We start from the raw sequence: 22,920 nt of genomic DNA on the forward strand, positions 1-22,920 counted from the left end.
AAAGACCTTTCATCGAGCGGTGGTTGAGTCGTCATGTGCAGCCAATTCCCTACCCGGCGGTAAGCCCTAGGCTCGACTCATGCGCCGAGCAAAGATCGTCTGTACCCTGGGCCCCGCCACCGATTCGTACGACCAGATCAAAGCCCTGGTCGACGCCGGAATGGACGTAGCCCGCTTCAACCTCAGCCACGGCCTCCACGCCGAACACGAGGAGCGCTACCGGCGCGTCCGCAAGGCCGCCGACGAAACCGGCCGCAGCGTCGGTCTCCTCGCCGACCTTCAGGGCCCGAAGATCCGCCTCGGCCGCTTCGCCGAAGGACCCGTACTCCTTGAACGCGGCGACGCCTTCACCATCTCCGTCGAACCCGGCGTCGAGGGCGACCGGCGGCGCTGCGGCACCACGTACGCCGGCCTGGCGGGCGACGTCACCGCCGGTGAGCGCATCCTCGTCGACGACGGCAGGGTCTGCCTCGAGGTGACCTCCGTCGACGGCCCGCACGTGCACACCCAGGTCGTCGAGGGCGGCGTGGTCTCCGACCACAAGGGCCTCAACCTGCCCGGCGTCGCCGTCTCGGTGCCCGCCCTGTCCGACAAGGACGAGGCGGACCTGCGCTGGGCGCTGCGCACCGGCTTCGACGTCATCGCGCTGTCCTTCGTGCGCAGCGGCCGGGACATCGAGGACGTCCACCGCATCATGGACGAGGAGGGGCGCCGGCTCCCGGTCATCGCCAAGGTCGAGAAGCCGCAGGCGGTCGAGGCCGTCGAGGACATCGTCGCCGCGTTCGACGGCATCATGGTCGCCCGCGGCGACCTCGGCGTCGAAATGCCCCTGGAGCAGGTGCCGGTCGTGCAGAAGCGCGCGATCAAGCTGGCCAAGCGCAACGCCAAGCCGGTGATCGTGGCCACCCAGATGCTCGACTCCATGATCGAGAACAGCCGCCCCACCCGCGCCGAGGCCAGCGACGTCGCCAACGCGGTCCTCGACGGCACGGACGCGGTGATGCTCTCGGGCGAGACCAGCGTGGGCAAGTACGCGATCGAGACGGTGCGCACCATGGCGAAGATCGTCGAGGCCGCCGAGGAGGACATGCTGGCCAAGGGCCTGCCGCCGCTGACCGACCGCAACAAGCCCCGCACCCAGGGCGGCGCGGTGGCGCGGGCGGCCGCCGAGATGGGCGACTTCCTGGGCGCGAAGTTCCTGGTCGCGTTCACCCAGTCCGGCGACACCGCGCGCCGACTGTCCCGCTACCGCTCGCCGATCCCGCTGCTGGCCTTCACCCCGGACCCGGCCACCCGCTCCCAGCTCAGCCTGTCCTGGGGCGTCGAGACCTTCCTCGGCCCGCACGTCGACTCCACGGACGCGATGGTCGACCAGGTGGACGAACTCCTGCTGAAGTACGGCCGCTGCGCCCAGGGGGACGTCGTGGTCATCACAGCCGGATCGCCGCCCGGTGTCTCCGGTTCCACGAACCTCGTCCGGGTGCACCACATCGGCGAGGACGACGCGCCGAAGTAGGGGGACGAGGCCGGATATGAAAAGGGGCCCCTCCTCGGGAGGGGCCCTCTTGTGCCATTCCGGCGGCCGGGTCCGGCGCACAGAAAAGGGTGACCTTGGATTCCTAAGAAAAGTACCCCGGGTCGGATTCGAACCGACGCTGGATGGTGTTTGAGACCATTGCCTCTACCGCTGGGCTACCGGGGCCCCCTTCAAAATGAAGGACGACGGCTACCCGCCGTGTCCCCACCTTACCGTAGCTGGGTAGGCTCTTGTCAGCAGTACCCCTGCCCTGAACGAGGAGCCCCCGTGACCGCCGAGTCGCCCCAGCCCGTAGACGCGCCCGACGACGACAAGTCGCACGTGCCTCCGCTGACGACCCGAGTCGTCATCGCCGAGGACGAGGCCCTGATCCGCCTCGACCTCAAGGAGATGCTGGAGGAGGAGGGCTACTCGGTCGTCGGCGAGGCCGGCGACGGTGAGCAGGCCGTGGAACTCGCCCGCGAGCACCGGCCCGACCTCGTCATCCTCGATGTGAAGATGCCCAAGCTCGACGGCATCTCGGCGGCCGAGAAGATCGCCGAGGAGCGCATCGCCCCGGTGCTGATGCTCACCGCGTTCTCCCAGCGCGACCTGGTCGAGCGGGCCCGCGACGCCGGCGCCATGGCCTACCTGGTCAAGCCCTTCAGCAAGAGCGACGTCGTGCCCGCCATCGAGATGGCCGTCTCCCGCTTCACCGAGCTGAAGGAGCTGGAGAAGGAGGTCGCCGACCTCTCCCAGCGCCTGGAGACCCGCAAGCTGGTGGACCGCGCCAAGTCGATCCTGCAGACCGAGTACGGGCTGACCGAGCCGGCCGCCTTCCGCTGGATCCAGAAGACCTCGATGGACCGGCGCATGTCGATGCAGCAGGTCGCCGAGGCCGTCATCCAGGACGCCGAGGAGAAGAAGGCGTCCAAGGGCTGAGCGCCCGCCCCCGCGCCCGGCTGGGGGATGTCTCGGCCCGCGCCCCCTCTCGCGGGGGGACGCGGGCCTCGTCGTGCGCCGGGTCAGTCCTCGCCCAGGTACGCCTTGCGGACCGACTCGTCGTGCAGCAGGTCCTGGCCCGTACCGGACAGGACGATGCTGCCGACCTCCATCACGTGGCCGTGGTCGGCCAGCGACAGGGCCGCCTGGGCGTTCTGCTCGACCAGCAGGATCGTCGTGCCGCCGGACTTCAGCTCGGCGATCGTCGCCATGATCTTCTGCATCATGATCGGCGACAGGCCCATGGACGGCTCGTCCAGCATCAGCAGCTTGGGCTGGGACATCAGGGCCCGCCCCATGGCCAGCATCTGCTGCTCACCGCCCGAGAGGGTGCCCGCGGCCTGCCGGCGCCGTTCGCCGAGGATGGGGAACAGGTCGTAGGCGCGCTGGATGTCCTTCTCGATGCCCGCCTTGTCGTTGCGCAGGAACGCACCGAGGCGCAGGTTGTCCTCGATGGTCATGCGCGGGAAGATGTGCCGCCCCTCGGGGGAGTGGGCGAGGCCCAGCGACACGATCTGGTGCGGGGGCACCTTCTTCAGCGAGCGGCCCTCGAAGCGGATCTGCCCGCCGACCGGCTTGAGCAGGCCGGAGAGGGTGCGCAGGGTCGTGGTCTTGCCCGCGCCGTTGGTGCCGATGAGGGTGACCACCTCACCGGCGTCGACCTTGAACGAGATGCCCTTGACGGCTTCGATCTTGCCGTAGGCGACCCGCAGGTCCTCGACTTCCAGCAGTGCGGTCATCGGTCGTTCTCCTTGCCGGGCACGGCGTCCGTCACGGTGTCGGCCTGCGCCTCGGCGGCCTCGACCTCGGCGACCTCGGCCGCGCCGGGGTCGTTCTCGAAGGGCTCGCCGAGGTACGCGGCGACGACCCGCTCGTCGCCCTGGACGGTGGCGCTGTCGCCCTCGACGAGCTTCTCGCCCTGGACGAGCACGGCGACGCGGTCGCACAGGTTGAAGATGAACCGCATGTCGTGCTCGATGACCAGGACGGCGATGCCCATGTCGCGGATCGCGAAGACCAGTTCCTCGGTGGCCCGGGTCTCCTGCGGGTTCATGCCCGCGGTGGGCTCGTCCAGCAGGAGCAGGCCCGGCTCGCTGGCCAGCGCGCGGGCGATCTCCAGCTTGCGCTGCTCGCCGTAGGGCAGGTTGCGGGCCAGGTGCTCCGCCTTGCCCGCGAGGCCCACGAACTCCAGGAGCTCCATGGCGCGGGCGCGGGAGGCGGCCTCGGCCCGGTGGAAGCCGGGGCCCCGCAGCAGGGCCGACCAGAGCCCTTCCTTGGTGCGGGTGTGCCGGCCGACCAGGACGTTCTCCAGGACGGTCATGTTCGCGAACAGACGGATGTTCTGGAAGGTCCGGGCGATGCCGGCCGCGGTCACCTTGAACGACTTCGGCGGCAGGACGGCGCCCTTGTAGCGGACCTCGCCCTCGGTGGGGATGTACAGGCCCGTCAGACAGTTGAAGAAGGTCGTCTTGCCGGCGCCGTTGGGGCCGATGAGCCCGACGATCTCACCGGCGTTGACGGTGAGGTCGACGTTGCGCACGGCGGTGAGGCCGCCGAAGCGCATGGTCACGCCGCGGGCGTCGAGGACGGCCTCGCCCGGCACGGCGGCGCCGGGGGCGGTGTCCCTGGTGGTGGTGTCGGTGGTCATGGTGGTCAGGCCCCTGCCTTGGTGAGGACGGCGGGTGCTTCCGTCTCTTCGTGGAATTCCAGCTGGCGGCGGCGGTTGGGGATGAGGCCCTCCGGACGGAACCGCATCAGCAGGACGAGCGCGAGACCGAAGGCGAGGAGCTGGTAGTTGCCGAGGAACTGGAGCTTGGCCGGGATCAGGTAGAGCAGCGCGGCACCGACCAGCGGGCCGGAGATGGTGCCCATGCCGCCGAGCACGACCGCCGCCAGCAGGAAGGCCGAGTTGGGCGGCACGACGTGGGCGAACTGGTACTGCTCCGGGGTCACCGTGTAGGTGACGTGCGCCTGGACCGAACCGGCGAGGCCGGCCAGGCAGGCGCCGAGGGCGAACGCGATCAGCTTCACGCGGAAGCCGTTGATGCCCATGGCGAGGGCCGCGGTCTCGTCCTCGCGGATGGCGATCCAGGCCCGGCCGATGCGCGAGTCGCTGCTGCGCCGGAAGACCACGACCACGATCAGCGTGATCAGCAGCATCAGCAGGAAGTAGTTGGCGAAGCGGGCCAGGGTGAAGCCGAGGATCGTGTGTTCCTGGCCGAAGTCGAAGCCGAGGATGTCCAGGTTCGGGATGGACGAGATGCCGTTGGAGCCGTTGGTGACGTCCGGGCCGGACGTGCCGTCCATGTTCAGCACGGTGATGCGGAAGATCTCACCGAAGCCGAGGGTGACGATGGCCAGGTAGTCGCCGCGCAGCCGGAGCGTGGGGGCGCCGATCAGGACACCGAAGATCATGGCGACGACGGCACCGAGCAGCGCGGAGGCCCAGAACGGCCACTGCACGTGGAGCGGGGACGAGGGCGACCCGGAGACCAGGGCGGAGGTGTAGGCACCGACGCCGAGGAAGGCCACGTAGCCCAGGTCGAGCAGGCCGGCGAGGCCGACGACGATGTTCAGGCCGAGGGCGACGGTGGCGAAGATCAGGATGTAGACGCCGATCGTCGCGTACTGGTCGTCGGACTGGGTGAAGGGGAACAGGGCCGCGGCCACGAAGGCGCTGATCATGGTGAGGGTGCGGTGCCGGGCCGTGATCGCCGAGACCCGGGCCACGAGCCCGGCCTTGGCGAGGGCTCCGAAGCCGAAGCCGACGATGATCAGGAAGCCGATGAACTGCTGGTCGTACTCGGTGCCGATGCCGTACGTGAAGACGATCAGGCCGACCGCCATGACGGCGATGATGACCAGGATGTCGACGAAGGGCGGCCGCTGGGGGGCCGGGCCGGGGCTCTTGGCGGCGACGGAGGCCTTGACCACGGCCCAGTTCTGGAGCCACCGGTGCTTGAACTGCTCCCAGGAGGTGTCCTCGGGGTCGATGGGCTCGGGCTCGGGCCAGGTGAAGGGGAGCGCGAGGACACCGACCAGGGCGACCAGGGTGGCGAGGGCGACGAGGTAGGCACCCGGTTCCAGGTTGACGACACCGCCGAGTTCGGCGCTGATGTCGACGACCGTGTACCAGGCGGTCGCGAAGGTGCCGAGCACGGCGAGCTTCAGGGCGCTCTCGGCGGAGCCGGGGAAGAGCCGGCCGAGGCCCCACAGGCCGTACGAGGCCAGTCCGAGCAGGACGCTGAGCAGGCCGCCGACGAGGACGAGGACCTGCAGGCCGCCCGGGTAGCCGTAGACGGTGAGGTCGCCGGGGTACTCGGAGGTCCACGTCCACGCGAGGAACGTGGCGACCACGGCCAGGGCGCTGCCACCCGTGGCGAGGGCGCGGCCGAGCGGGGCGGGGAGGCCGATGAAGCCCTTGGGGGCGCCCTCGACGGGCGCACTGGGGCTGAGCGGAGCGGTGGTCTGCGTCGTCATCGGTATCACGCCCTGTCCGCCACGCGCTCGCCGAGCAGGCCCTGGGGCCTGAACAGCAGCACGAGGATGAGGAGTACGAAGGCCCAGACGTTGGCCCAGGACTGCCCGCCGAGCTGGTCGAAGCCGGGGATGTCGGCGATGTAGGCGGTGGCCATGGTCTCGGCGAGGCCGAGGACCAGTCCGCCGATCATCGCGCCGTAGATGTTGCCGATGCCGCCGAGGACCGCGGCGGTGAAGGCCTTCAGACCGAGGATGAAGCCCATGCGGAACTGCACCTGGCCGTACTTCAGGCCGTAGGCGACGGCGCCGACCGCGGCGAACGCGGCACCGAGGGCGAAGGCGACCACGATGATGCGGTCGGTGTTGATGCCCATCAGCTTGGCGGTGTCGGGGTCCTGCGCGGTGGCCTGCATGCCGCGGCCGGTGCGGGTCTTCATGACGAAGTACGCGAGGATCGCCATGCTGATGGGGGCGGCGACGATCAGGAAGACGTCACCGGTCTGGATGGTGACGCTGCCGATCTCGAAGGGACCGCCGGCGATCTCCGGGAAGTTGATGGACTCCTTGGCGCCGGGGTACCAGGCCCAGACCGCCTGCTGGAGCGCCAGGGAGAGGCCGATCGCGGTGATCAGCGGGGCCAGGCGCGGAGCGGTGCGCAGCGGCCGGTAGGCGAATCGTTCCGCTCCGACGGCGACCAGGACGGCGGCGACGACGGCTCCGACGAGCATCAGCGGCAGGGCCACCCACATCGACGTTCCGTCGGGCAACACGTACAGGTAGACCGTGAGGGCGCCGAACCCTCCGATCATGAAGATCTCGCCATGGGCGAAGTTGATGAGCTGGACGATGCCATAGACCATCGTGTAGCCGATGGCGACCAGCCCGTACATGGATCCCAGTAGCAGGCCGTTGACCAGCTGCTGCGGCAGTTCGTTCACCGCATGTCCTCCGAGACGGTTCGGATAGTTTCGACGGATGGAACCGGATGCGAGTCCGCGCGGGGCGCCAGTGGAACAGCGCCCCGCGCGGCTCTGTGGTTCTGAGTGGTGCGGGGTGGGTCAGCCGGTGAAGGTGCCGGACTTGACCGCCTTCCAGGCACCGTTCTCGACCGCGTAGACGGTGAGCTGCTTGTTGGTGGCGTCACCGAACTCGTCGAAGGAGACCTTGCCGGTCACCCCGTCGAAGGAGACGTTCTGCACGGCGGCCGTGACCTTGGCGCGGGCGTCGTCGGGGAGCTTGCCGCCGTTGTCGTCGACGACCTTCTTCACGCCCTCGATGATCGCCCAGGCGGCGTCGTAGGAGTAACCGCCGTAGGCCGCGTACTCCTCCTTGTAGCCGCCCGCCTTGTAGTCGGCGACGAACTGCTTGGCCGAGGCGAGGGTCTCGACCGGGGCGCCGACGGAAGTGGCGAGGTCACCGGCGGAGTTGGGGCCGGCGAGCTTGATGAAGGTCGGGTCGTAGATGCCGTCGCCGCCGACCACCGGGATCTTGGCGCCGCTGGCCTTGATCTGCTTGCTGAGCGGACCGGCCTGCGGGTACTCGCCGCCGTAGTAGACGACGTCGGCGCCGGAGTTCTTGACCTTGGTGGCCACCGCGGAGAAGTCCTTGGTGTCCGGGTCGATGTGGTCGGTGCCGACGACCTGGCCGCCGATCTTCTTGAACTCGGCGGTGAACGTCGAGGCCAGGCCTGCGCCGTAGGTCTTCTTGTCGTCGATGACGAAGACCTTCTTCTTCTTGGCGTCGTTGACGACGTACTGCGCCGCGAACGGGCCCTGGATGGCGTCCGTGGTCGCCGTGCGGAAGTACGACTTGTACTGGCGTTCCTTCTTGGTCTGCCAGTTGGCGCCCTGGGTCAGGGCCGGGCCGGTGTTGGCCGGGGATATCTGGACGAGCTTGGCGTCGTCGAAGACCTTCTGCATGGACTCGGCCACGGAGGAGTTCAGCGGGCCGACCACACCCAGGACGTCCTTGTCGGCGACGAGCGTGGAGGCGTTCTGCTGGCCCGAGGAGGGCTGCGCCTGGTCGTCGAGGGCCTTGATCTCGAACTTGACGCCGTCGACGTACTTCTTCTTGTTCGCCGTCTTGGCGGCCAGGTCGACCGAGTTCTTGATGCCGAGGCCCAGCGCGGACAGGTCACCGGTCAGCGGGGCGTCGACACCGATGACCACCGTGGTGCCCCCGGAGTCGGAACCCTTGTCGCCACTGTCGCGCGAGCCGCAGGCGGTGAGGGTGAGTGCTCCCGCCGCCAGCGCGGCGGTGATGGCGATGAGCGAACGTTGACGCACGATCCAGTCCTTTCCCTGGCACGGCCCCCTCCCCCTGGAAGAGGCCGAGTCGAGCGCTGGGTCGAAGTGACAATCCGACCTCGCGGTGACTGGCCGTGACTCTAGGCGCGTGAAGGGAAGGTGGAGGAGACCCTGACCAAGGCTGTGACGCTCTTGTTATGACACGAGGTAATGCAGAGCGGTACTGAGGGGGTGGAACAGCGGAATTCAGGCCGATTCGCCCTGTCCGCATGCTGAGAACCCGCAGGACGCGCCGTTTCCCGATCAGGCGTCTCGGGCGTTTTGGTGATTACCCGGATTCGTTGCTGCAGGCGACCTGTAGGGCCTGGGAGAGGGCTCGGGCATACCGCGGTCCCAGGATGAAACTCTGCTCTTGTATTGCGCGCGTATTACGTAGAGTTACGTCGAGGAAAGGAAGCCCGGCGTTTTCCGGCACTGTTCCGCATTCCGTGACATGCATGGTGATGACGATCGTGCGGGCGGTCCCCGCCGCCGTCCGGAAGGGCGTGCGCGGGGCAGTGGTCAGGGACAGCCCGGCGTACGGCTGCGACACCCTGGTCACGGTCACCTCCGGACCCGCGTCCACGCTCAACAGCACCTCGAACGCGAAGGTTTGCGGCGAGGCGCCGGGCGGCGCGGCGTGCGGTCCGACGAAGGTCACGTCCACCACCTGGGCCGGGAAGGGGAGTTGGGACGGCACGGGCGGGGCCGGCGGGGGGACGTGCGGCCGGGTCGCGTAGAGGTAGCCGCCGGCGGCGAGGAGCAGGACGGCGGCCAGAACCGCAACGAGGGCCCGCCGAGGGGCCGTTGGGTGCCCGGTGGAGCCACCGGCGGCAGGCCGCGGCTCGGGCCGGGGGGCCGTCGTGCCCTCGCCGGGTTCGACCGGGCCGATGGCGTTCACTGCCAGGGGCCCTCGCCCGGACCACCCGAGCGGTACCACGCGACACACCCCTCGCGGACCCGGCGGCCGATCAGCGCGTCGGCCGCCGCGGCCCCGGCGCGCCGCTTCTCGGCGCGTGCCTCGTCCACCACCGCGCGCAGGATCTCGTACTGCCCGTTGGACAGGCCCATCGACTGGTAGTCACCGTACGTGGTGCCGTCCAGGACCTCACGGGACCAGTGGGCGACCACGCGGGTGCACAGGTCCTCGGGGGGAGCGGGGGAGGCGGCGGCCGGTGCGGTGGTGTGCGCGCCGTCCGCTCCGGTGGCCGCCGGGGCGCCGCAGCCGGTCGCCAGTACGCCGGCCAGGGCGCCCGCCAGCAGTGCTGCGCCGAGGCGTCCGGTCCCCGGTCGGGGCCTTCGCGTTGCCATGGCCCGACGCTAGGGGGAGGGGCGGGGCGGGGGCAACGGGCAGGTGGCGCCGGGAGCTCGGCTCCGACCGAGGGTGTCAGCCGGTGGTGTCCTGGCCCGCGCGCACGTCCCGCAGCAGACAGGTCAGCCGCGCGGTGCACACCCGCCGCCCCTCCTCGTCGCTGATCACGACCTCGTACGTGGCCGTGGACCGCCCCCGGTGCACGGGCGTGGCCACGCCGGTCACCAGGCCGGAGCGGACCCCGCGGTGGTGTGTGCAGTTCAGGTCCACGCCCACGGCGATCTTCGAGCTGCCGCCGTGCAGCATCGACCCGACGGAGCCGAGGGTCTCGGCCAGCACCGCCGAGGCCCCGCCGTGCAGCAGCCCGTACGGCTGGGTGTTGCCCTCGACCGGCATCGTGCCGACCACGCGCTCGGCGGACGCCTCCAGGATCTGCACGCCCATGCGGGTGCCCAGGTGCCCGGCGGAGAACATCGCGTGCAGGTCCACGCCGAGTGCGGCGTACTCGTCGATGACCTCTTGCGGGAACTTCACGTGCTGCTGCTCACCCATGGTGCCCGGGCTCCGTTCGTCGTCGTACAGGACGGGCAGCGCCGGCGGCGCCGCCTGAGCAAACGCTCAGTCGGTGGCCGATTGTTCCAGACGCACCACGACGGACTTGCTGGCCGGGGTGTTGCTGGTGTCCGCGGTGGCGTCCAGCGGCACCAGGACGTTCGTCTCCGGGTAGTAGGCCGCCGCGCAGCCCCGCGCCGTCGGGTAGACCACCACCCGGAAGCCCGGCGCCCGCCGCTCCACCCCGTCCCTCCACTCGCTCACCAGGTCCACGTACGACCCGTCCGCGACGCCCAGTTCCCGCGCGTCCTGCGCGTTGACCAGGACCACCCGGCGGCCGCCGCGGATGCCCCGGTAGCGGTCGTCCAGGCCGTAGACCGTGGTGTTGTACTGGTCGTGCGAGCGCAGCGTCTGCAGCAGCAGCCGGCCCTCGGGCAGCTCCGGGTACTCGACCGGCGCGGCCGTGAAGTTGGCCTTGCCGGTCGCCGTCGGGAAGCGGCGCTCGTCGCGCGGGGCGTGCGGCAGCACGAAGCCGCCGGGCTGCGCCACGCGCGCGTTGAAGTCCGCGAAGCCGGGGACCACGCGCGCGATGCGGTCCCGGACCGTCGCGTAGTCCGCCTCGAACTCCTCCCACGGCACCACGCTGCGCTCGCCGAGCACCCGCCGCGCGAGCCGGCACACGATGGCCGGCTCCGACAGCAGGTGCGTGCTCGCCGGCTCCAGCCGGCCCCGGGAGGCGTGCACCATGCCCATGGAGTCCTCGACGGTGACGAACTGCTCGCCGCCGCCCTGCACGTCGCGCTCGGTGCGGCCGAGGGTGGGCAGGATCAGCGCCCGCGCGCCCGTGACGACGTGCGAGCGGTTCAGCTTGGTCGACACGTGCACCGTCAGCCGGGCCCGGCGCATGGCCGCCTCGGTGACCTGGGTGTCCGGGGAGGCGGAGACGAAGTTGCCGCCCATCGCGAAGAACACCTTCGCCTCGCCGTCGCGCAGGGCGCGGATGGCGCGCACCACGTCGTAGCCGTGCGCGCGCGGCGGGGCGAACCCGAACTCCTGCTCCAGGGCGTCCAGGAACGCCGGGGCGGGCCGCTCGAAGATGCCCATGGTGCGGTCGCCCTGCACGTTGGAGTGGCCGCGCACCGGGCACACGCCCGCGCCGGGGCGGCCGATGTCGCCGCGCAGCAGCAGGAAGTTGACCACCTCCCGGATCGTCGGCACCGCGTGCTTGTGCTGGGTCAGGCCCATGGCCCAGCAGACGATGGTGCGCTTCGACGCGAGGACCATGGCCAGGGCCTGCTCGATCTCCGCGCGCGTGAGGCCGGTCGCCCTGAGGGTGTCGTCCCAGTCTGCGGCGCGGGCCGCCGCGGCGAACTCCTCGAAGCCGTGGGTGTGCTCGCGGACGAACTCCTCGTCGACCGCGCCCTCCGTCTGGAGGACCAGCTTGTTGAGGAGCCGGAACAGGGCCTGGTCGCCGCCGATGCGGATCTGCAGGAACAGGTCGGTGAGCGCGGCGCCCGAGGTGAGCCCCTTGGCCGTCTGCGGGTTCTTGAACCGCTCGAGCCCCGCCTCCGGCAGCGGGTTGACGCTGATGATCCGCGCGCCGTTGGCCTTGGCCTCCTCCAGCGCGGTCAGCATGCGGGGGTGGTTGGTGCCCGGGTTCTGGCCGGCCACGATGATCAGGTCGGCCCGGTGCAGGTCCTCCAGCAGGACGCTGCCCTTGCCGATGCCGATGGTCTCGTTCAGCGCCGAACCGGACGACTCGTGGCACATATTGGAGCAGTCCGGCAGGTTGTTCGTGCCCAGCTCGCGCGCGAAGAGCTGGTACAGGAACGCGGCCTCGTTGCTGGTGCGGCCCGAGGTGTAGAAGACGGCCTCGTCGGGGGAGGCGAGGGCGGCGATCTCCTCGGCGACGATGTCGAACGCGCGCTCCCAGGTGACCGGTTCGTAGTGCTCGGCGCCCTCGGGCAGGTACATGGGGTGGGTGAGGCGGCCCTGCTGCCCGAGCCAGTAGCCGCTGCGGCCGGCCAGGTCGGCGACCGGGTGCGCGGCGAAGAACTCCGGCGTGACCCGGCGCAGGGTCGCCTCCTCGGCGACCGCCTTCGCGCCGTTCTCGCAGAACTCCGCCTTGTGCCGGTGGTCCGGCTCGGGCCAGGCACAGCCCGGGCAGTCGAAGCCGTCCTTCTGGTTGACGTCCATCAGCGTCAGCATCGTGCGGCGGACGCCCATCTGCCGCTGGGCGACGCGCAGGGTGTGCCCGATGGCGGTCAGGCCGGCCGCGGCGTGCTGCGGTGCGGTGACCTGCGGCGCGTCCTGCACCGGATCGGTCTGGGGCGGCTTCGTTGCCATCGCGCTCTCTCCTTCGCGCACACCGACGAGCTCGCCCCGATCCTCGCACGCACCGCCGACAGGGGAACGGGCCGGGCACGACAGCGGGCACGGGCCTCGACACCCACCGTCACCGCACGGCGGCGCGTCCGGCCGCCGCTCTCGGTCCGTCCCGGACCGACGTTCCCGTACGCCCTCGCCTGACGCCCCCGGCCGGCCCCCGTCATCCCCGACGTCGCACCCCCGTCATCGCCCCGTCCTCGCCCCCTGTCCTCGTCCCCGGTCGAGCCGACGGGCGCTCGTGTCAGTGGGGCGTGGCAGGATCGGGGGCGTGGCAGAGACAGCATCGAAGAAGACCGAGACGACCCCCGGCGGCAGCCGGCCCCGCCTGATGCTCATGGACGGGCACTCGCTGGCCTACCGCGCGTTCTTCGCGCTGCCCGCGGAGAACTTCACCACCGCGACGGGCCAGCCGACCAACGCGATCTACGGCTTCGCGTCGATGCTGGCGAACACGCTCCGTGACGAGGCGCCCACGCACTTCGCCGTCGCCTTCGACGTCTCGCGCAAGACGTGGCGCTCCGAGGAGTTCACCGAGTACAAGGCCAACCGCTCCAAGACGCCGGACGAGTTCCGGGGCCAGGTCGAGCTGATCGGCGAACTGCTCGACGCGATGCACGCCCAGCGCTTCGCCGTCGAGGGGTTCGAGGCGGACGACATCATCGCCACCCTCGCCACCCGCGCGGAGGCCGAGGGCTTCGACGTGCTGATCGTCACCGGCGACCGCGACTCCTTCCAGCTCGTGTCCGAGCACACCACGGTGCTGTACCCGACCAAGGGCGTGTCGGAGCTGACCCGCTTCACCCCGGAGAAGGTTTTCGAGAAGTACGGGTTGACGCCCGCCCAGTACCCCGACTTCGCGGCCCTGCGCGGCGACCCGTCCGACAACCTCCCCGGCATCCCCGGCGTCGGCGAGAAGACCGCCGCCAAGTGGATCAACCAGTTCGGCTCCTTCGCCGAGCTGGTCGAGCGCGTCGACGAGGTCAAGGGCAAGGCCGGCCAGAACCTCCGCGACCACCTGGAGTCGGTGAAGCTCAACCGCCGCCTCACCGAGCTGGAGCGCCAGGTCGAGCTGGACCGCACCGTCGCCGACCTCGAGCGCGCGCCGTACGACCGCAAGGCGCTCGCGATGGTCCTGGACACCCTGGAGATCCGCAACCCGTCGCTGCGCGAGCGCCTGCTCGCCGTCGACCCGGGCGCCGAGCAGGCCGAGGAGGCCCCGGTCGTACTGGCCGGCGTGGAGCTCGACGGCACGGTGCTCGGCACCGGCGAGCTGGCCGGCTGGCTCACCGAGCACGCCGGGCAGCCCCTCGGCGTGGCCACCGTGGACACCTGGGCGCTGGGCACCGGCTCGGTCGCCGAGGTCGCGCTCGCCGCGGGCGGGGGAGCGGCCGCCTGGTTCGACCCCGCCGAGCTCGACGAGGCCGACGAGCGGGCGTGGGCGGCCTGGCTGGCGGACCCGGAGCGGCCCAAGGTCTTCCACGACGTCAAGAGCGCCATGCGGGTCTTCGCCGAGCACGGCTGGAGCATCGCCGGCGTCTCCATGGACACCGCGCTGGCGGCGTACCTGGTCAAGCCGGGCCGCCGGTCCTTCGACCTCGACGCGCTGTCCCTGGAGTACCTCAACCGCGAGCTGGCCCCCGCCGCCACGGCCGACGGCCAGCTCGCCTTCGGCGCGGACGACGGCGCCGAGGCCGAGGCGCTCATGGTGCAGGCCCGCGCGGTCCACGACCTCGGCGACGCCTTCCGCGGCCGGCTGGAGGAGGTCGGCGCGGCCGACCTGCTGCGCGACGTCGAACTGCCCACGTCCGCGCTCCTCGCCCGCATGGAGCGGCACGGCATCGCCGCCGACCGCGCCCACCTGGAGGCCATGGAGCAGATGTTCGCGGGCGCCGTCCAGCAGGCCGTCAAGGAGGCCCACGCGGCCGCCGGACACGAGTTCAACCTGGGCTCCCCGAAGCAGCTCCAGGAGGTCCTCTTCGGCGAGCTGGGCCTGCCGAAGACGAAGAAGACCAAGACCGGCTACACCACGGACGCCGACGCCCTCGCCTGGCTCGCCGGCCAGACGGACAACGAACTGCCCGTGATCATGCTCCGCCACCGCGAGCAGGCGAAGCTGCGCGTCACCGTCGAGGGCCTGATCAAGACGATCGCGACCGACGGCCGCATCCACACCACGTTCAACCAGACCGTCGCCGCCACCGGCCGCCTGTCCTCGACGGACCCGAACCTGCAGAACATCCCGGTCCGCACCGACGAGGGCCGCGCGATCCGCCGCGGGTTCGTCGTGGGCGAGGGCTTCGAGTCCCTGATGACGGCCGACTACAGCCAGATCGAGCTGCGCGTGATGGCCCACCTCTCCGAGGACGCGGGCCTGATCGAGGCGTTCACCTCCGGGGAGGACCTGCACACCACGGCCGCCTCCCAGGTGTTCGGGGTGGAGCGGTCCGCGGTCGACGCGGAGATGCGCCGCAAGATTAAGGCCATGTCGTACGGCCTGGCGTACGGATTGTCGGCGTTCGGCCTGTCTCAGCAGCTCAACATCGAGGCGGCGGAGGCGCGCGCCCTCATGGACGCCTACTTCGAGCGCTTCGGCGGCGTGCGCGACTACCTGCGCCGCGCCGTCGACGAGGCCCGGGCGACGGGCTACACGGCGACCCTCTTCGGCCGCCGCCGGTACCTGCCCGACCTCAACAGCGACAACCGCCAGCGCCGGGAGGCCGCCGAACGCATGGCCCTCAACGCGCCGATCCAGGGCACCGCGGCGGACATCGTCAAGATCGCCATGCTCAAGGTCGACCAGGCCCTGCGCGAGGCCGGCCTCGCCTCCCGGATGCTCCTCCAGGTGCACGACGAGATCGTCCTGGAGATCGCCCCCGGCGAGCGCGAGCGGGCCGAGGAACTGGTCCGCCGCGAGATGTCCACGGCGGTCGTCCTGAGGGCCCCGCTGGACGTCTCGGTGGGCGCGGGCCCGGACTGGGAGTCGGCGGCCCACTAGGAAGCCGTACTGCCGGGGTGGGGGCGGCCCGCGCGCCGGCGCCCCTGCCCTCGGCCGGGGTGGGAGCGGCCCGTGCTCCGACGCCGCGCCCTCGAGCTGTGGATGTGGGGGGCGGCCCGCCCCCCGGCGCCCCGCCCTCGAGCTGGTGTGGGGGCGGCCCGCGCCCCGGCGTCCGCCCTCACCCCCTCACCCGCGTGGCCCCCGACAGAGCGCCCCGCCACCCCCACGGCGCCAAGATGCCGCCATGGGTATACGCATGCTCCACCGCCGGACGGCACACGCACGCGTTGATGCCACGTCCGCCGCAACGACGCAGGTCAAGCCCCCCGTACCGCCCTCCGCGACGGTCCCCGCCCGCGCCCCCGGCGCCGCGACCCCCCGGATGCCCCGCACCGCCCGCACGGCCCTGCGCGACGCCGTGGCGCCCGCCCGCCGGGGCCTGACCCGGCTCCGGGACAGCACCGCCTGGCAGGTGACCCGCGGCTACCTGGACCTGGCGCTCGGCACCCTCGAACGACTCCCGAGGCCCCGCCGCTCCTTCCGGATCGTCCTCACCCCCGCCCCCGCGTCCCTCACCGAACGCCCGGACGGCTCCGCTCCCCGCTGACACCGGACGCCCCGGACCCCCGGGACGCCGGCGCCCCGTCCGCCCGCCCGAGCGCACCCGCCCCCGCGCCACCGCCGCTCCGGGCGGCCGGACGCCGCCCCCGCACGCGCACCAGCACGGCGTAGAGGGCCACTCCCAGCACCAGCCCGGCGCCCGCCCCGAAGCACACCGTCGGGATCAGCTCCCACGGCTCGGCCCGCGGCCCCCAGTGGTCCCACCACCGCACGGCCCGCCGCACCCCGGCCCCCAGCGCGCAGCCGCCGATCAGCACGAGCGCCCCCCACCGCTCGCGCCCAGACAGCGCCGGCACCCCCACGGGCTCGCCGGCCGGGGAGCGCCGCAGGGCGTGGGCGACGAACGCGGCGATCACCACGGCGGCCAGGGCCGAGCCGCCGTACTGCAGGTACCGGTACAGCGGGGAGCCGGCCACCTGATCGTCGAGTACGGGGAACAGCCGCACGCCCCACCGGTCGTGGTGCGTGAACGCGTCCCAGAACACGTGGGTCAGCGCGCCGAGTACGGCGCAGCCGTACCAGCGCAGCAGCAGCGCCGGACACACCCGCGCGCGGGGCACGCCGCAGCGGGTGAGCGCGGCCGGCCGGCCCTGCCGGGCGCGGGGCAGCAGGGCCACCAGCGGCTCGCGCACCAGCAGCCACAGGCCCACCAGCAGCCAGGCGATCAGCACGTCGATCGTGACGACGCCCGGGAGGGAGTGCGTGACGGCGCCGAACTCCATCCCGCCGGGGACGGCACTCGCCGCGTAATAGGTCATGTCCGGCGCGAACGAGCCCGCGACGAGGACCGCCGGCACCAGGCCCGCCCGCCCCGTCCCGTCCGCGCGGACCCCGGGCAGCACGGCCGCGGCGTGACTGAGGGTGAACGGCAACGGGACTCCCGGACCGAGACGTTGGCGGTGGCGCCGACGCGAAGATCGACTCCGTCCAGTATGCGGGAGCCCGCCCACGCGCCGTCGGGACGTGGCCAAGAGGTGAAAAGCGGGCGCGAACGGGTGCCGGTGCAAAAGAAGTTGTCGTAGGGTCGCCTGGGCGCCGTGCCGTTCGGCGCGGTCGGACAACCGAACAGACCACCGCAGACCACCGCATGGCGTACCCGGGGGCAACCGGTCGGGCCGCTCGGTCGTCACACCTGACGAACGAGGACCCTCCGGCACACCAGCGGGCACCACCGGCCGGTACGGAACTCGACCACGACGGCAGACGGAGACGGGCGCTCGGGCGTCCACGGGAGGGGTTCACCACATGGCGGCGCAATTCGGCAGGCGACTGCGCAAGGGGGCGGTCACCACCGCCGTGGCCGCAGCGGCGGTCGCGGCACTGTCCGCGTCCCAGGCTCCCGACGTCACCGCGGACACCCAGGAGAGACAGTCCGCCGCCGACGCGCAGTCCGCCCCCGACCCGACCGCCGCGGACCCCGGGGCGACCGGCAACTCGCCGTACTACACGGACCTGCCGCCGCTGAACAGCCCGGCCCCGGTGCCCAGCGCCACCGTCGGCCCCACGACCGGCACGGGCACCTCCCAGGCCGGCATCCCCGCGACCGTCCTGGACGCCTACCAGAAGGCCGCCGCCGAACTCGCCGCCTCCAAGCCCGGCTGCAACCTGCCCTGGCACCTGCTCGCCGCCATCGGCCAGGTGGAGTCCGGCCAGGCCCGCGGCGGCCGGGTCACCGCCGACGGCACCACCGTGTCGCCGATCCTCGGCCCGGTCCTCAACGGCGCCGGCTTCGCGCACATCAAGGACACCGACCACGGCGCCTACGACGGCGACACCACGTACGACCGCGCCATCGGCCCCATGCAGTTCATCCCGTCCACCTGGGCGTGGGCGGGCCGCGACGGCAACGGCGACGGCAAGGCCGACCCCAACAACGTCTACGACGCCGCGCTGGCCGCCGGCCACTACCTGTGCCGCAACGGCTGGGACCTGTCCGTCGAGGCCGACCTCAAGAAGGCCATCCTCAGCTACAACTACTCGCAGGACTACCTGCACACGGTCCGCTCGTGGATGGAGTTCTACCGCAGGGGCACCCACGAGATCCCGGACGGCTCGGGCTCCCTGCCCGGCAACCGCAGCGACGACCACGACACCCCGATGTCGCCGTCGGTACCCGTCACCCCGTCGCCCACGCCGAAGCCGAAGCCGAAGCCGTCGACGCCCGGCACCGGCAAGCCGTCGACCCCGGGCACCCCGTCGAAGCCCGGCACCCCGACCACTCCGTCCAAGCCCACCCCGACGCCGACGCCCACGCCGACCGACACGGTCGCCCACCTCGAGGACGCGGGCACGGCCACGCTGAGCGCCCGGGCCGGTGACACCTTCGCCGACCGGATCAGCACCCGCGCCGAGACCTCGGCCGGCAAGCCGGTCGCCAAGGTGCGGATCCGCTTCACCATCGTCGGCGACACCGACGCCACCTTCGCCGGCGGCGAGTCGCACGCCACGGTCGTCACCGACGCCAAGGGCGTCGCGCTCGCCCCCGCGCTGCGGGCGGGCGAGAAGACCGGCGACTTCACCGTCCGCGCCCTCCTGGTCGGCCGGGCGGTCACCGCCGTCGACTACCGGGCCACGGTCACGGCGCGCACCGCCGACGCCCTCGCCCGCACCGGTGACACCGCGCTGACCTGCACCGCGGGCGGCGAGTTCGCCGACCGGGTCGAGCTGAAGGCGACGTACAAGGGCGCCGCCGCGGGCAAGGTCGCGGCCACCGCCACGCTGCTGGCCTCGGCCGACGCCACCACCGCCGCCGACAAGGGCCCCTACTTCAAGGACGCCTCCGGCAAGCCGGTGCGCACCCTCACCGGCCTGGAGACGGACGCGGACGGCGTGCTGAAGCTGCCGGAGCTGTACGCGGACGACACCACCGGCACCTTCGTGCTGCGCGTCACCACCACCGGCGGCGCGACCCTCACGGTCGAACTGACCGTCACGGCGCCCGCGTCGTCTACCCCCACCCCGTCGGGCAGCCCGAGCGGCTCGCAGAGCCCCGCCGCGTCGCAGAGCCCGAGCGCGTAGTCCACGCCGGTACGGACGAACCAGTGGCGGCGGCGCCCCCGGACCACGGGGGCGCCGCCGTCGTCGTGGTGCCGCGCCGCAGCGGTCACCGGCCCCCTGCCGGGGGCCCCGGTCAGCGCTTCAGCCGGGCCGTCGTGTGCCGGGTCGGCTCCGCGGTGGCCGGGTCCTCCGGCCACGGGTGCTTGGGGTAGCGGCCGCGCAGCTCCGCGCGTACGCCCCGGTAGCCGTCCTTCCAGAAGGACGCGAGGTCGGCGGTGACGGCCGCGGGCCGCCCGGCGGGCGACAGCAGGTGCACCAGCAGCGGCACCCCGGCCACCCGCGGCGTCTCGGTCAGCCCGAACATCTCCTGCAGCTTCACGGCGAGCACCGGCCGCTCCGGGTCGGCGTAGTCGACGCGGATCCGGGACCCGCTCGGCACGGCGATCCGCTCGGGCGCCAGCTCGTCGAGGCGTGCGGCCTCCCCGGAGGCCCAGGGCAGCAGCCGCCCGAGCGCCTGTCCCGCGTCGATCCGCGCCAGGTCGGCGCGGCGGCGGGCCCGGCCGAGCTCCGGCTCCAGCCACTCGTCCACGCGTGCGTGGAGCGCCTCGTCCGACACGTCGGGCCACGGCCCGCCGAGATGCAGCCGCAGGAACGCGAGCCGCTGCCGCATCACCAGGGCGTCGGGCGTCCACCGCAGCAGGCCGAACCCCTCCTGCCGCAGCCCGTCCAGCAGCGCCCCGCGCACCAGCGCCCGGTCGGCGTCCTTCAGCGGCCGCACCGCCAGCTCGACCGCCCCGAGCCGTTCGACCCGCCGGGCGACGACGTCCCCGTCGGCCCAGCGGACCTCCTCCGCCGCCCCGGCCAGCGCCCCGGCGGCCAGCCGCGCGACGTCCTCGTCGATCGCGGCCCCGAGCTGCACGCGTGCGTGCCCGCGTCCGACGGGCCGGTCGGCGACGGCGACGGCGATCCACGGGGCCCCGCGCAGCGCGGACCCCTCGGCGAGCTCGGCCCGCGTCCCGGAGACCATGAGGTACGACCCGCCGTCGAGCCGGGCCACCCGCTCCGGGAAGGCGAGCGCGGCGACCCGCCCGGCGATCCGGTCGTCACCGTCCCCGGTGGCCGCCGGGGAAGCGGAGGCACGGGCGGGCGCGTGCGGGACCCCTTCCGCGGCCCCCTCCGCAGCCAGGGACCGCAGCCGCCGGACCTCCGTCCGCCACCGCTGGGCATAAGCGTCACCCCCGCGCCGCGCGGCACGCACCGCCGACGCCAGGTCGTTGCCGTAGTCCCGGGGCGCCTCCTCGCTCAGCAGCGCGACGACCTCGGCGCCCTCGCCGGAGGTGTCGAGCAGCGCCCGGCCCAGCCGGGGGTGCAGTCCCAGGCGGGCCAGCCGCACGCCCCGCTCCGTGGCCCGGCCGTCCGCGTCGACCGCCCCGATCGCCGACAGCACGGCCCGTGCCGCCGCCATCGCCCCGCCCGGCGGCGGGTCGAGCAGCGCGAGTCCGGACGCCCCCGGATCGCCCCAGCAGGCCGCCTGGAGGGCGAACGACGTCAGGTCCGCCACCTTGATCTCCGGCGACGGGAACAGCGGCAGCCGCGCGTCCTCGGCCTCCGCCCAGCAGCGGTACACCGCGCCCGGCGCCTCGCGGCCGGCCCGCCCCGCCCGCTGCCGGCCGGCGGCCCGGGAGGCCCGTACGGTCGTCAGCGCGCTCAGGCCGCGCGCGTGGTCCACCCGCGGCTCGCGCGCCAGCCCCGAGTCGACCACCACCCGCACCCCGGGCACCGTCAACGACGACTCGGCGACCGAGGTGGCCAGCACCACCCGGCGCCGCGCACCGGGGACCAGCACCGCGTCCTGCACGGCGGCGGGCGCCCGCCCGTGCACCTGGAGCACCTCGACGTCCCCCAGGTCCCCCTGCGCGATCGCGGCGCCGAGCTGCCCGGCGACCCGCGCGATCTCCCCGACGCCCGGCAGGAAGCACAGCACGTCCCCGGACCGCTCGGCCAGCGCCCGCCGCACCACCGACGCCACGTGGGCGAGCAGCGCCGGGTCCACGCGCAGGCCGTGCGGCGGCCGCACCGGACGCGCCGGCGGCGCCCAGACCACCTCGACGGGATGGGCGGTGCCCTCCGCCTCGATCACCGCAGCGCCGCCCAGCAGCCGCGCCCACCCCTCGGCGTCGGTCGTCGCGGAGGCGGCCACCAGCCGCAGCTCCGGGCGCAGCGTCTCGCGCACGTCCCACAGGAAGGCCGCCGCCGTGTCCGCGTCCAGGTGCCGCTCGTGGCACTCGTCCAGCACCACCACGTCCACGCCCGCCAGCTCCGGGTCGCGCTGCAGGCGCTGCAGCAGCACACCGGTCGTGACGACCTCCACGCGCGTGTGCCGCCCTACGACCCGTTCGCCGCGCACGGTGTACCCGACGCTCCCGCCGGTCCGCTCGCCCAGCAGCCACGCCATCCGGCGCGCCGCCGCCCGCGCGGCGATCCGGCGCGGCTCCGCCACGACCACCCGCCGGGCCGGGCCCTCGCCGAGCAGCCCGGCCAGCGCCAGCGGCACCAGTGTCGTCTTGCCCGTGCCGGGCGGCGCCACGAGCACCGCGGTGCCGGGCCCGTCCAGCGCGGCGGTCAGCGCGGGCAGGGCCCCGCGCACCGGAAGGGCGTCCAGCGCGTCGTAGCGGACCGCACCCCCGGTCACACCCCCGGCCACGGCCTCAGTCCCGCGCGCACACGAAGATCGCCGTCCCCGGGATCAGCGCACCGCGCAGCGGCGACCAGCCGCCCCACTCCGAGGTGTTCCAGGACGGCCACTCCGGCTCCACCAGGTCCACCAGGCGGAAGCCCGAGGACACCACGTCCCGCACGCGGTCGCCGAGCGTGCGGTGGTGCTCGACGTACACCGCCCGGCCCTCCTCGTCCTGCTCGACGTACGGCGTGCGGTCGAAGTAGGACGCCGACACGCTCAGCCCCTCCGGGCCGGGCTCGTCGGGGAACGCCCAGCGGATCGGGTGCGTCACGGAGAACACCAGACGGCCGCCCGGGCGCAGCACCCGGTGCACCTCGCGCAGCACCAGCCGCGGGTCCGCCACGAACGGCAGCGCGCCGTACGCCGAGCACGCCAGGTCGAAGGAGGCGTCCGCGAACGGCAGCGCGCCGGCGTCGGCGCACACCAGCGGGACGGTCCCGCCGATGCGCAGCGCGTGCTGGAGCTGGCGGTGGGAGATGTCCAGGGCGACCGGGCGGGCGCCCTGCGCGGCCAGCCAGCGCGAGCACTGGGCCGCGCCGGCGCCGATCTCCAGGACGTCCCGGCCCTTGAGGTCCTCCGGCGGGCCGAGCAGCTCGGCCTCGACCTCGTCCAGGCCCTCCGGGCCCCACACGAAGCGGTCGTCGCCGAGGAACGTGCCGTGCTCGGTCTGGTACTCGTCCGCGTTGCGGTCCCACCAGCCGCGGTTGGCCCGGGAGCTCTCCGCCACGTCGGCGTCACGCCGGGTGGCCTCCGGCTCGGGCCCGGTGGAATCGGACGATACGGGCTCTTGGATGATCGGCTCCCTCGTCGTACTCTTCCGTCCAACCCCGTCCCGGCGGTGTCCGCGCACGTCCGCGCGCGGCTCCCCGCAGGGCCTTCATGGCCTCGCGGGACAGGATGTGTGCCGGGTTTGCGGCGTTCGCCCCCCGTGGGCGGCTTCGCGCATTGACCCTGCCCGGCTGCCCCCGTATGCTACAAGTTGCGCTGCGGGCCTGCGCACCTCAGACGTAGCAGGTCGCGCTCGCATCTGTT

Annotated in this window: 17 protein-coding genes and 1 tRNA gene; 5 read left to right on the plus strand and 13 right to left on the minus strand. The window is 72.7% G+C overall.

Annotated elements, in window-relative coordinates; all coding sequences use genetic code 11:
• Nucleotides 1–79 precede the first annotated feature (79 nt).
• Nucleotides 80–1,516 carry a pyruvate kinase gene (pyk, locus tag E4U92_RS12650; RefSeq protein WP_137300430.1) on the plus strand — a complete coding sequence of 479 codons (1,437 nt, stop codon included), beginning with the start codon at nt 80–82 and terminating at the stop codon, nt 1,514–1,516.
• A gap of 113 nt (nt 1,517–1,629) precedes the next feature.
• Here pyk and E4U92_RS12655 read toward each other — a convergent pair.
• Nucleotides 1,630–1,702 (minus strand) — tRNA-Leu (locus E4U92_RS12655).
• A gap of 102 nt (nt 1,703–1,804) precedes the next feature.
• Here E4U92_RS12655 and E4U92_RS12660 point away from each other — a divergent pair.
• Nucleotides 1,805–2,458, plus strand: coding sequence for an ANTAR domain-containing response regulator (locus E4U92_RS12660; RefSeq protein WP_137300431.1), 654 nt, complete (start codon nt 1,805–1,807; stop codon nt 2,456–2,458).
• An 83-nt stretch (nt 2,459–2,541) separates the two neighbouring features.
• On the opposite strand, the gene E4U92_RS12665 is transcribed toward E4U92_RS12660, so the two are convergent.
• The 9 genes from E4U92_RS12665 to E4U92_RS12705 form a co-directional block, all read right to left on the minus strand.
• Nucleotides 2,542–3,258, minus strand: coding sequence for an ABC transporter ATP-binding protein (locus E4U92_RS12665; RefSeq protein ID WP_137300432.1), 717 nt, complete (start codon nt 3,256–3,258; stop codon nt 2,542–2,544).
• Nucleotides 3,255–4,166, minus strand: coding sequence for an ABC transporter ATP-binding protein (locus E4U92_RS37015; RefSeq protein ID WP_137300433.1), 912 nt, complete (start codon nt 4,164–4,166; stop codon nt 3,255–3,257). Before E4U92_RS37015 ends, E4U92_RS12665 begins: the two co-directional genes overlap by 4 nt.
• A gap of 5 nt (nt 4,167–4,171) precedes the next feature.
• Entirely contained in the window at nt 4,172–5,998 is a 1,827-nt protein-coding gene (locus tag E4U92_RS12675) for a branched-chain amino acid ABC transporter permease (RefSeq protein WP_137300434.1), read from the minus strand.
• 5 nt (nt 5,999–6,003) lie between these two features.
• Nucleotides 6,004–6,936, minus strand: a complete 933-nt coding sequence (locus tag E4U92_RS12680; RefSeq protein WP_137300435.1) for a branched-chain amino acid ABC transporter permease — start codon at nt 6,934–6,936, stop codon at nt 6,004–6,006.
• Nucleotides 6,937–7,056: 120 nt separating this feature from the next.
• Nucleotides 7,057–8,283: a branched-chain amino acid ABC transporter substrate-binding protein gene (locus E4U92_RS12685; protein ID WP_137300436.1), complete on the minus strand. Its 1,227-nt coding sequence runs from the start codon at nt 8,281–8,283 to the stop codon at nt 7,057–7,059.
• Nucleotides 8,284–8,572: 289 nt separating this feature from the next.
• Nucleotides 8,573–9,184 carry a Tat pathway signal sequence domain protein gene (locus E4U92_RS12690; protein ID WP_137300437.1) on the minus strand — a complete coding sequence of 204 codons (612 nt, stop codon included), beginning with the start codon at nt 9,182–9,184 and terminating at the stop codon, nt 8,573–8,575.
• Entirely contained in the window at nt 9,181–9,594 is a 414-nt protein-coding gene (locus tag E4U92_RS12695; RefSeq protein WP_229862187.1) for a hypothetical protein, read from the minus strand. Before E4U92_RS12695 ends, E4U92_RS12690 begins: the two co-directional genes overlap by 4 nt.
• 76 nt (nt 9,595–9,670) lie before the next feature.
• The gene (locus E4U92_RS12700; protein WP_137300438.1) at nt 9,671–10,147 is read right to left on the minus strand and encodes a PaaI family thioesterase; all 477 of its coding nucleotides are present in this window, start codon (nt 10,145–10,147) and stop codon (nt 9,671–9,673) included.
• A 66-nt stretch (nt 10,148–10,213) separates the two neighbouring features.
• Nucleotides 10,214–12,493, minus strand: coding sequence for an FdhF/YdeP family oxidoreductase (locus E4U92_RS12705; protein WP_137300439.1), 2,280 nt, complete (start codon nt 12,491–12,493; stop codon nt 10,214–10,216).
• Between the two features lie 310 nt (nt 12,494–12,803).
• Here E4U92_RS12705 and polA point away from each other — a divergent pair, with 310 nt between their 5' ends.
• Together polA and E4U92_RS12715 are read left to right on the plus strand one after the other, a co-directional pair.
• On the plus strand, nt 12,804–15,530 hold the full coding sequence (polA, locus tag E4U92_RS12710) for a DNA polymerase I (RefSeq protein WP_137300440.1): 2,727 nt from the start codon (nt 12,804–12,806) through the stop codon (nt 15,528–15,530).
• A gap of 244 nt (nt 15,531–15,774) precedes the next feature.
• Nucleotides 15,775–16,137: a hypothetical protein gene (locus E4U92_RS12715; protein WP_137300441.1), complete on the plus strand. Its 363-nt coding sequence runs from the start codon at nt 15,775–15,777 to the stop codon at nt 16,135–16,137.
• On the opposite strand, the gene E4U92_RS12720 is transcribed toward E4U92_RS12715, so the two are convergent.
• Nucleotides 16,103–17,023, minus strand: a complete 921-nt coding sequence (locus tag E4U92_RS12720; RefSeq protein WP_137300442.1) for a DUF4184 family protein — start codon at nt 17,021–17,023, stop codon at nt 16,103–16,105. The two genes, E4U92_RS12715 and E4U92_RS12720, sit on opposite strands and share 35 nt — an antisense overlap.
• Before the next feature lie 373 nt (nt 17,024–17,396).
• Between E4U92_RS12720 and E4U92_RS12725 the strand changes: the two genes are divergently transcribed.
• Nucleotides 17,397–19,169 (plus strand): lytic transglycosylase domain-containing protein, encoded by a 1,773-nt coding sequence (locus tag E4U92_RS12725; RefSeq protein WP_137300443.1) that lies wholly within the window; start codon nt 17,397–17,399, stop codon nt 19,167–19,169.
• A gap of 112 nt (nt 19,170–19,281) precedes the next feature.
• Here the strand turns inward: E4U92_RS12725 and hrpB are convergent, their stop codons facing one another.
• Both hrpB and E4U92_RS12735 read right to left on the minus strand, forming a co-directional pair.
• Nucleotides 19,282–21,852, minus strand: coding sequence for an ATP-dependent helicase HrpB (gene hrpB, locus E4U92_RS12730; RefSeq protein WP_229862184.1), 2,571 nt, complete (start codon nt 21,850–21,852; stop codon nt 19,282–19,284).
• Between the two features lie 4 nt (nt 21,853–21,856).
• The gene (locus tag E4U92_RS12735) at nt 21,857–22,738 is read right to left on the minus strand and encodes a class I SAM-dependent methyltransferase (RefSeq protein WP_229862181.1); all 882 of its coding nucleotides are present in this window, start codon (nt 22,736–22,738) and stop codon (nt 21,857–21,859) included.
• Between the last annotated feature and the right edge of the window lie 182 nt (nt 22,739–22,920).

Source organism: Streptomyces galbus (genome assembly GCF_005280195.1).
GTDB lineage: Bacteria > Actinomycetota > Actinomycetes > Streptomycetales > Streptomycetaceae > Streptomyces > Streptomyces galbus.

Bases quoted from the DNA above. Each gene is read 5' to 3' on its own strand.
- pyk (WP_137300430.1), top strand. From the start codon at position 80: ATGCGCCGAGCAAAGATCGTCTGTACCCTGGGCCCCGCCACCGATTCG.
- E4U92_RS12665 (WP_137300432.1), bottom strand. From the start codon at position 3,258: ATGACCGCACTGCTGGAAGTCGAGGACCTGCGGGTCGCCTACGGCAAG.
- E4U92_RS37015 (WP_137300433.1), bottom strand. From the start codon at position 4,166: ATGACCACCGACACCACCACCAGGGACACCGCCCCCGGCGCCGCCGTG.
- E4U92_RS12675 (WP_137300434.1), bottom strand. From the start codon at position 5,998: ATGACGACGCAGACCACCGCTCCGCTCAGCCCCAGTGCGCCCGTCGAG.
- E4U92_RS12695 (WP_229862187.1), bottom strand. From the start codon at position 9,594: ATGGCAACGCGAAGGCCCCGACCGGGGACCGGACGCCTCGGCGCAGCA.
- E4U92_RS12700 (WP_137300438.1), bottom strand. From the start codon at position 10,147: ATGGGTGAGCAGCAGCACGTGAAGTTCCCGCAAGAGGTCATCGACGAG.
- E4U92_RS12705 (WP_137300439.1), bottom strand. From the start codon at position 12,493: ATGGCAACGAAGCCGCCCCAGACCGATCCGGTGCAGGACGCGCCGCAG.
- E4U92_RS12715 (WP_137300441.1), top strand. From the start codon at position 15,775: ATGGGTATACGCATGCTCCACCGCCGGACGGCACACGCACGCGTTGAT.
- E4U92_RS12725 (WP_137300443.1), top strand. From the start codon at position 17,397: ATGGCGGCGCAATTCGGCAGGCGACTGCGCAAGGGGGCGGTCACCACC.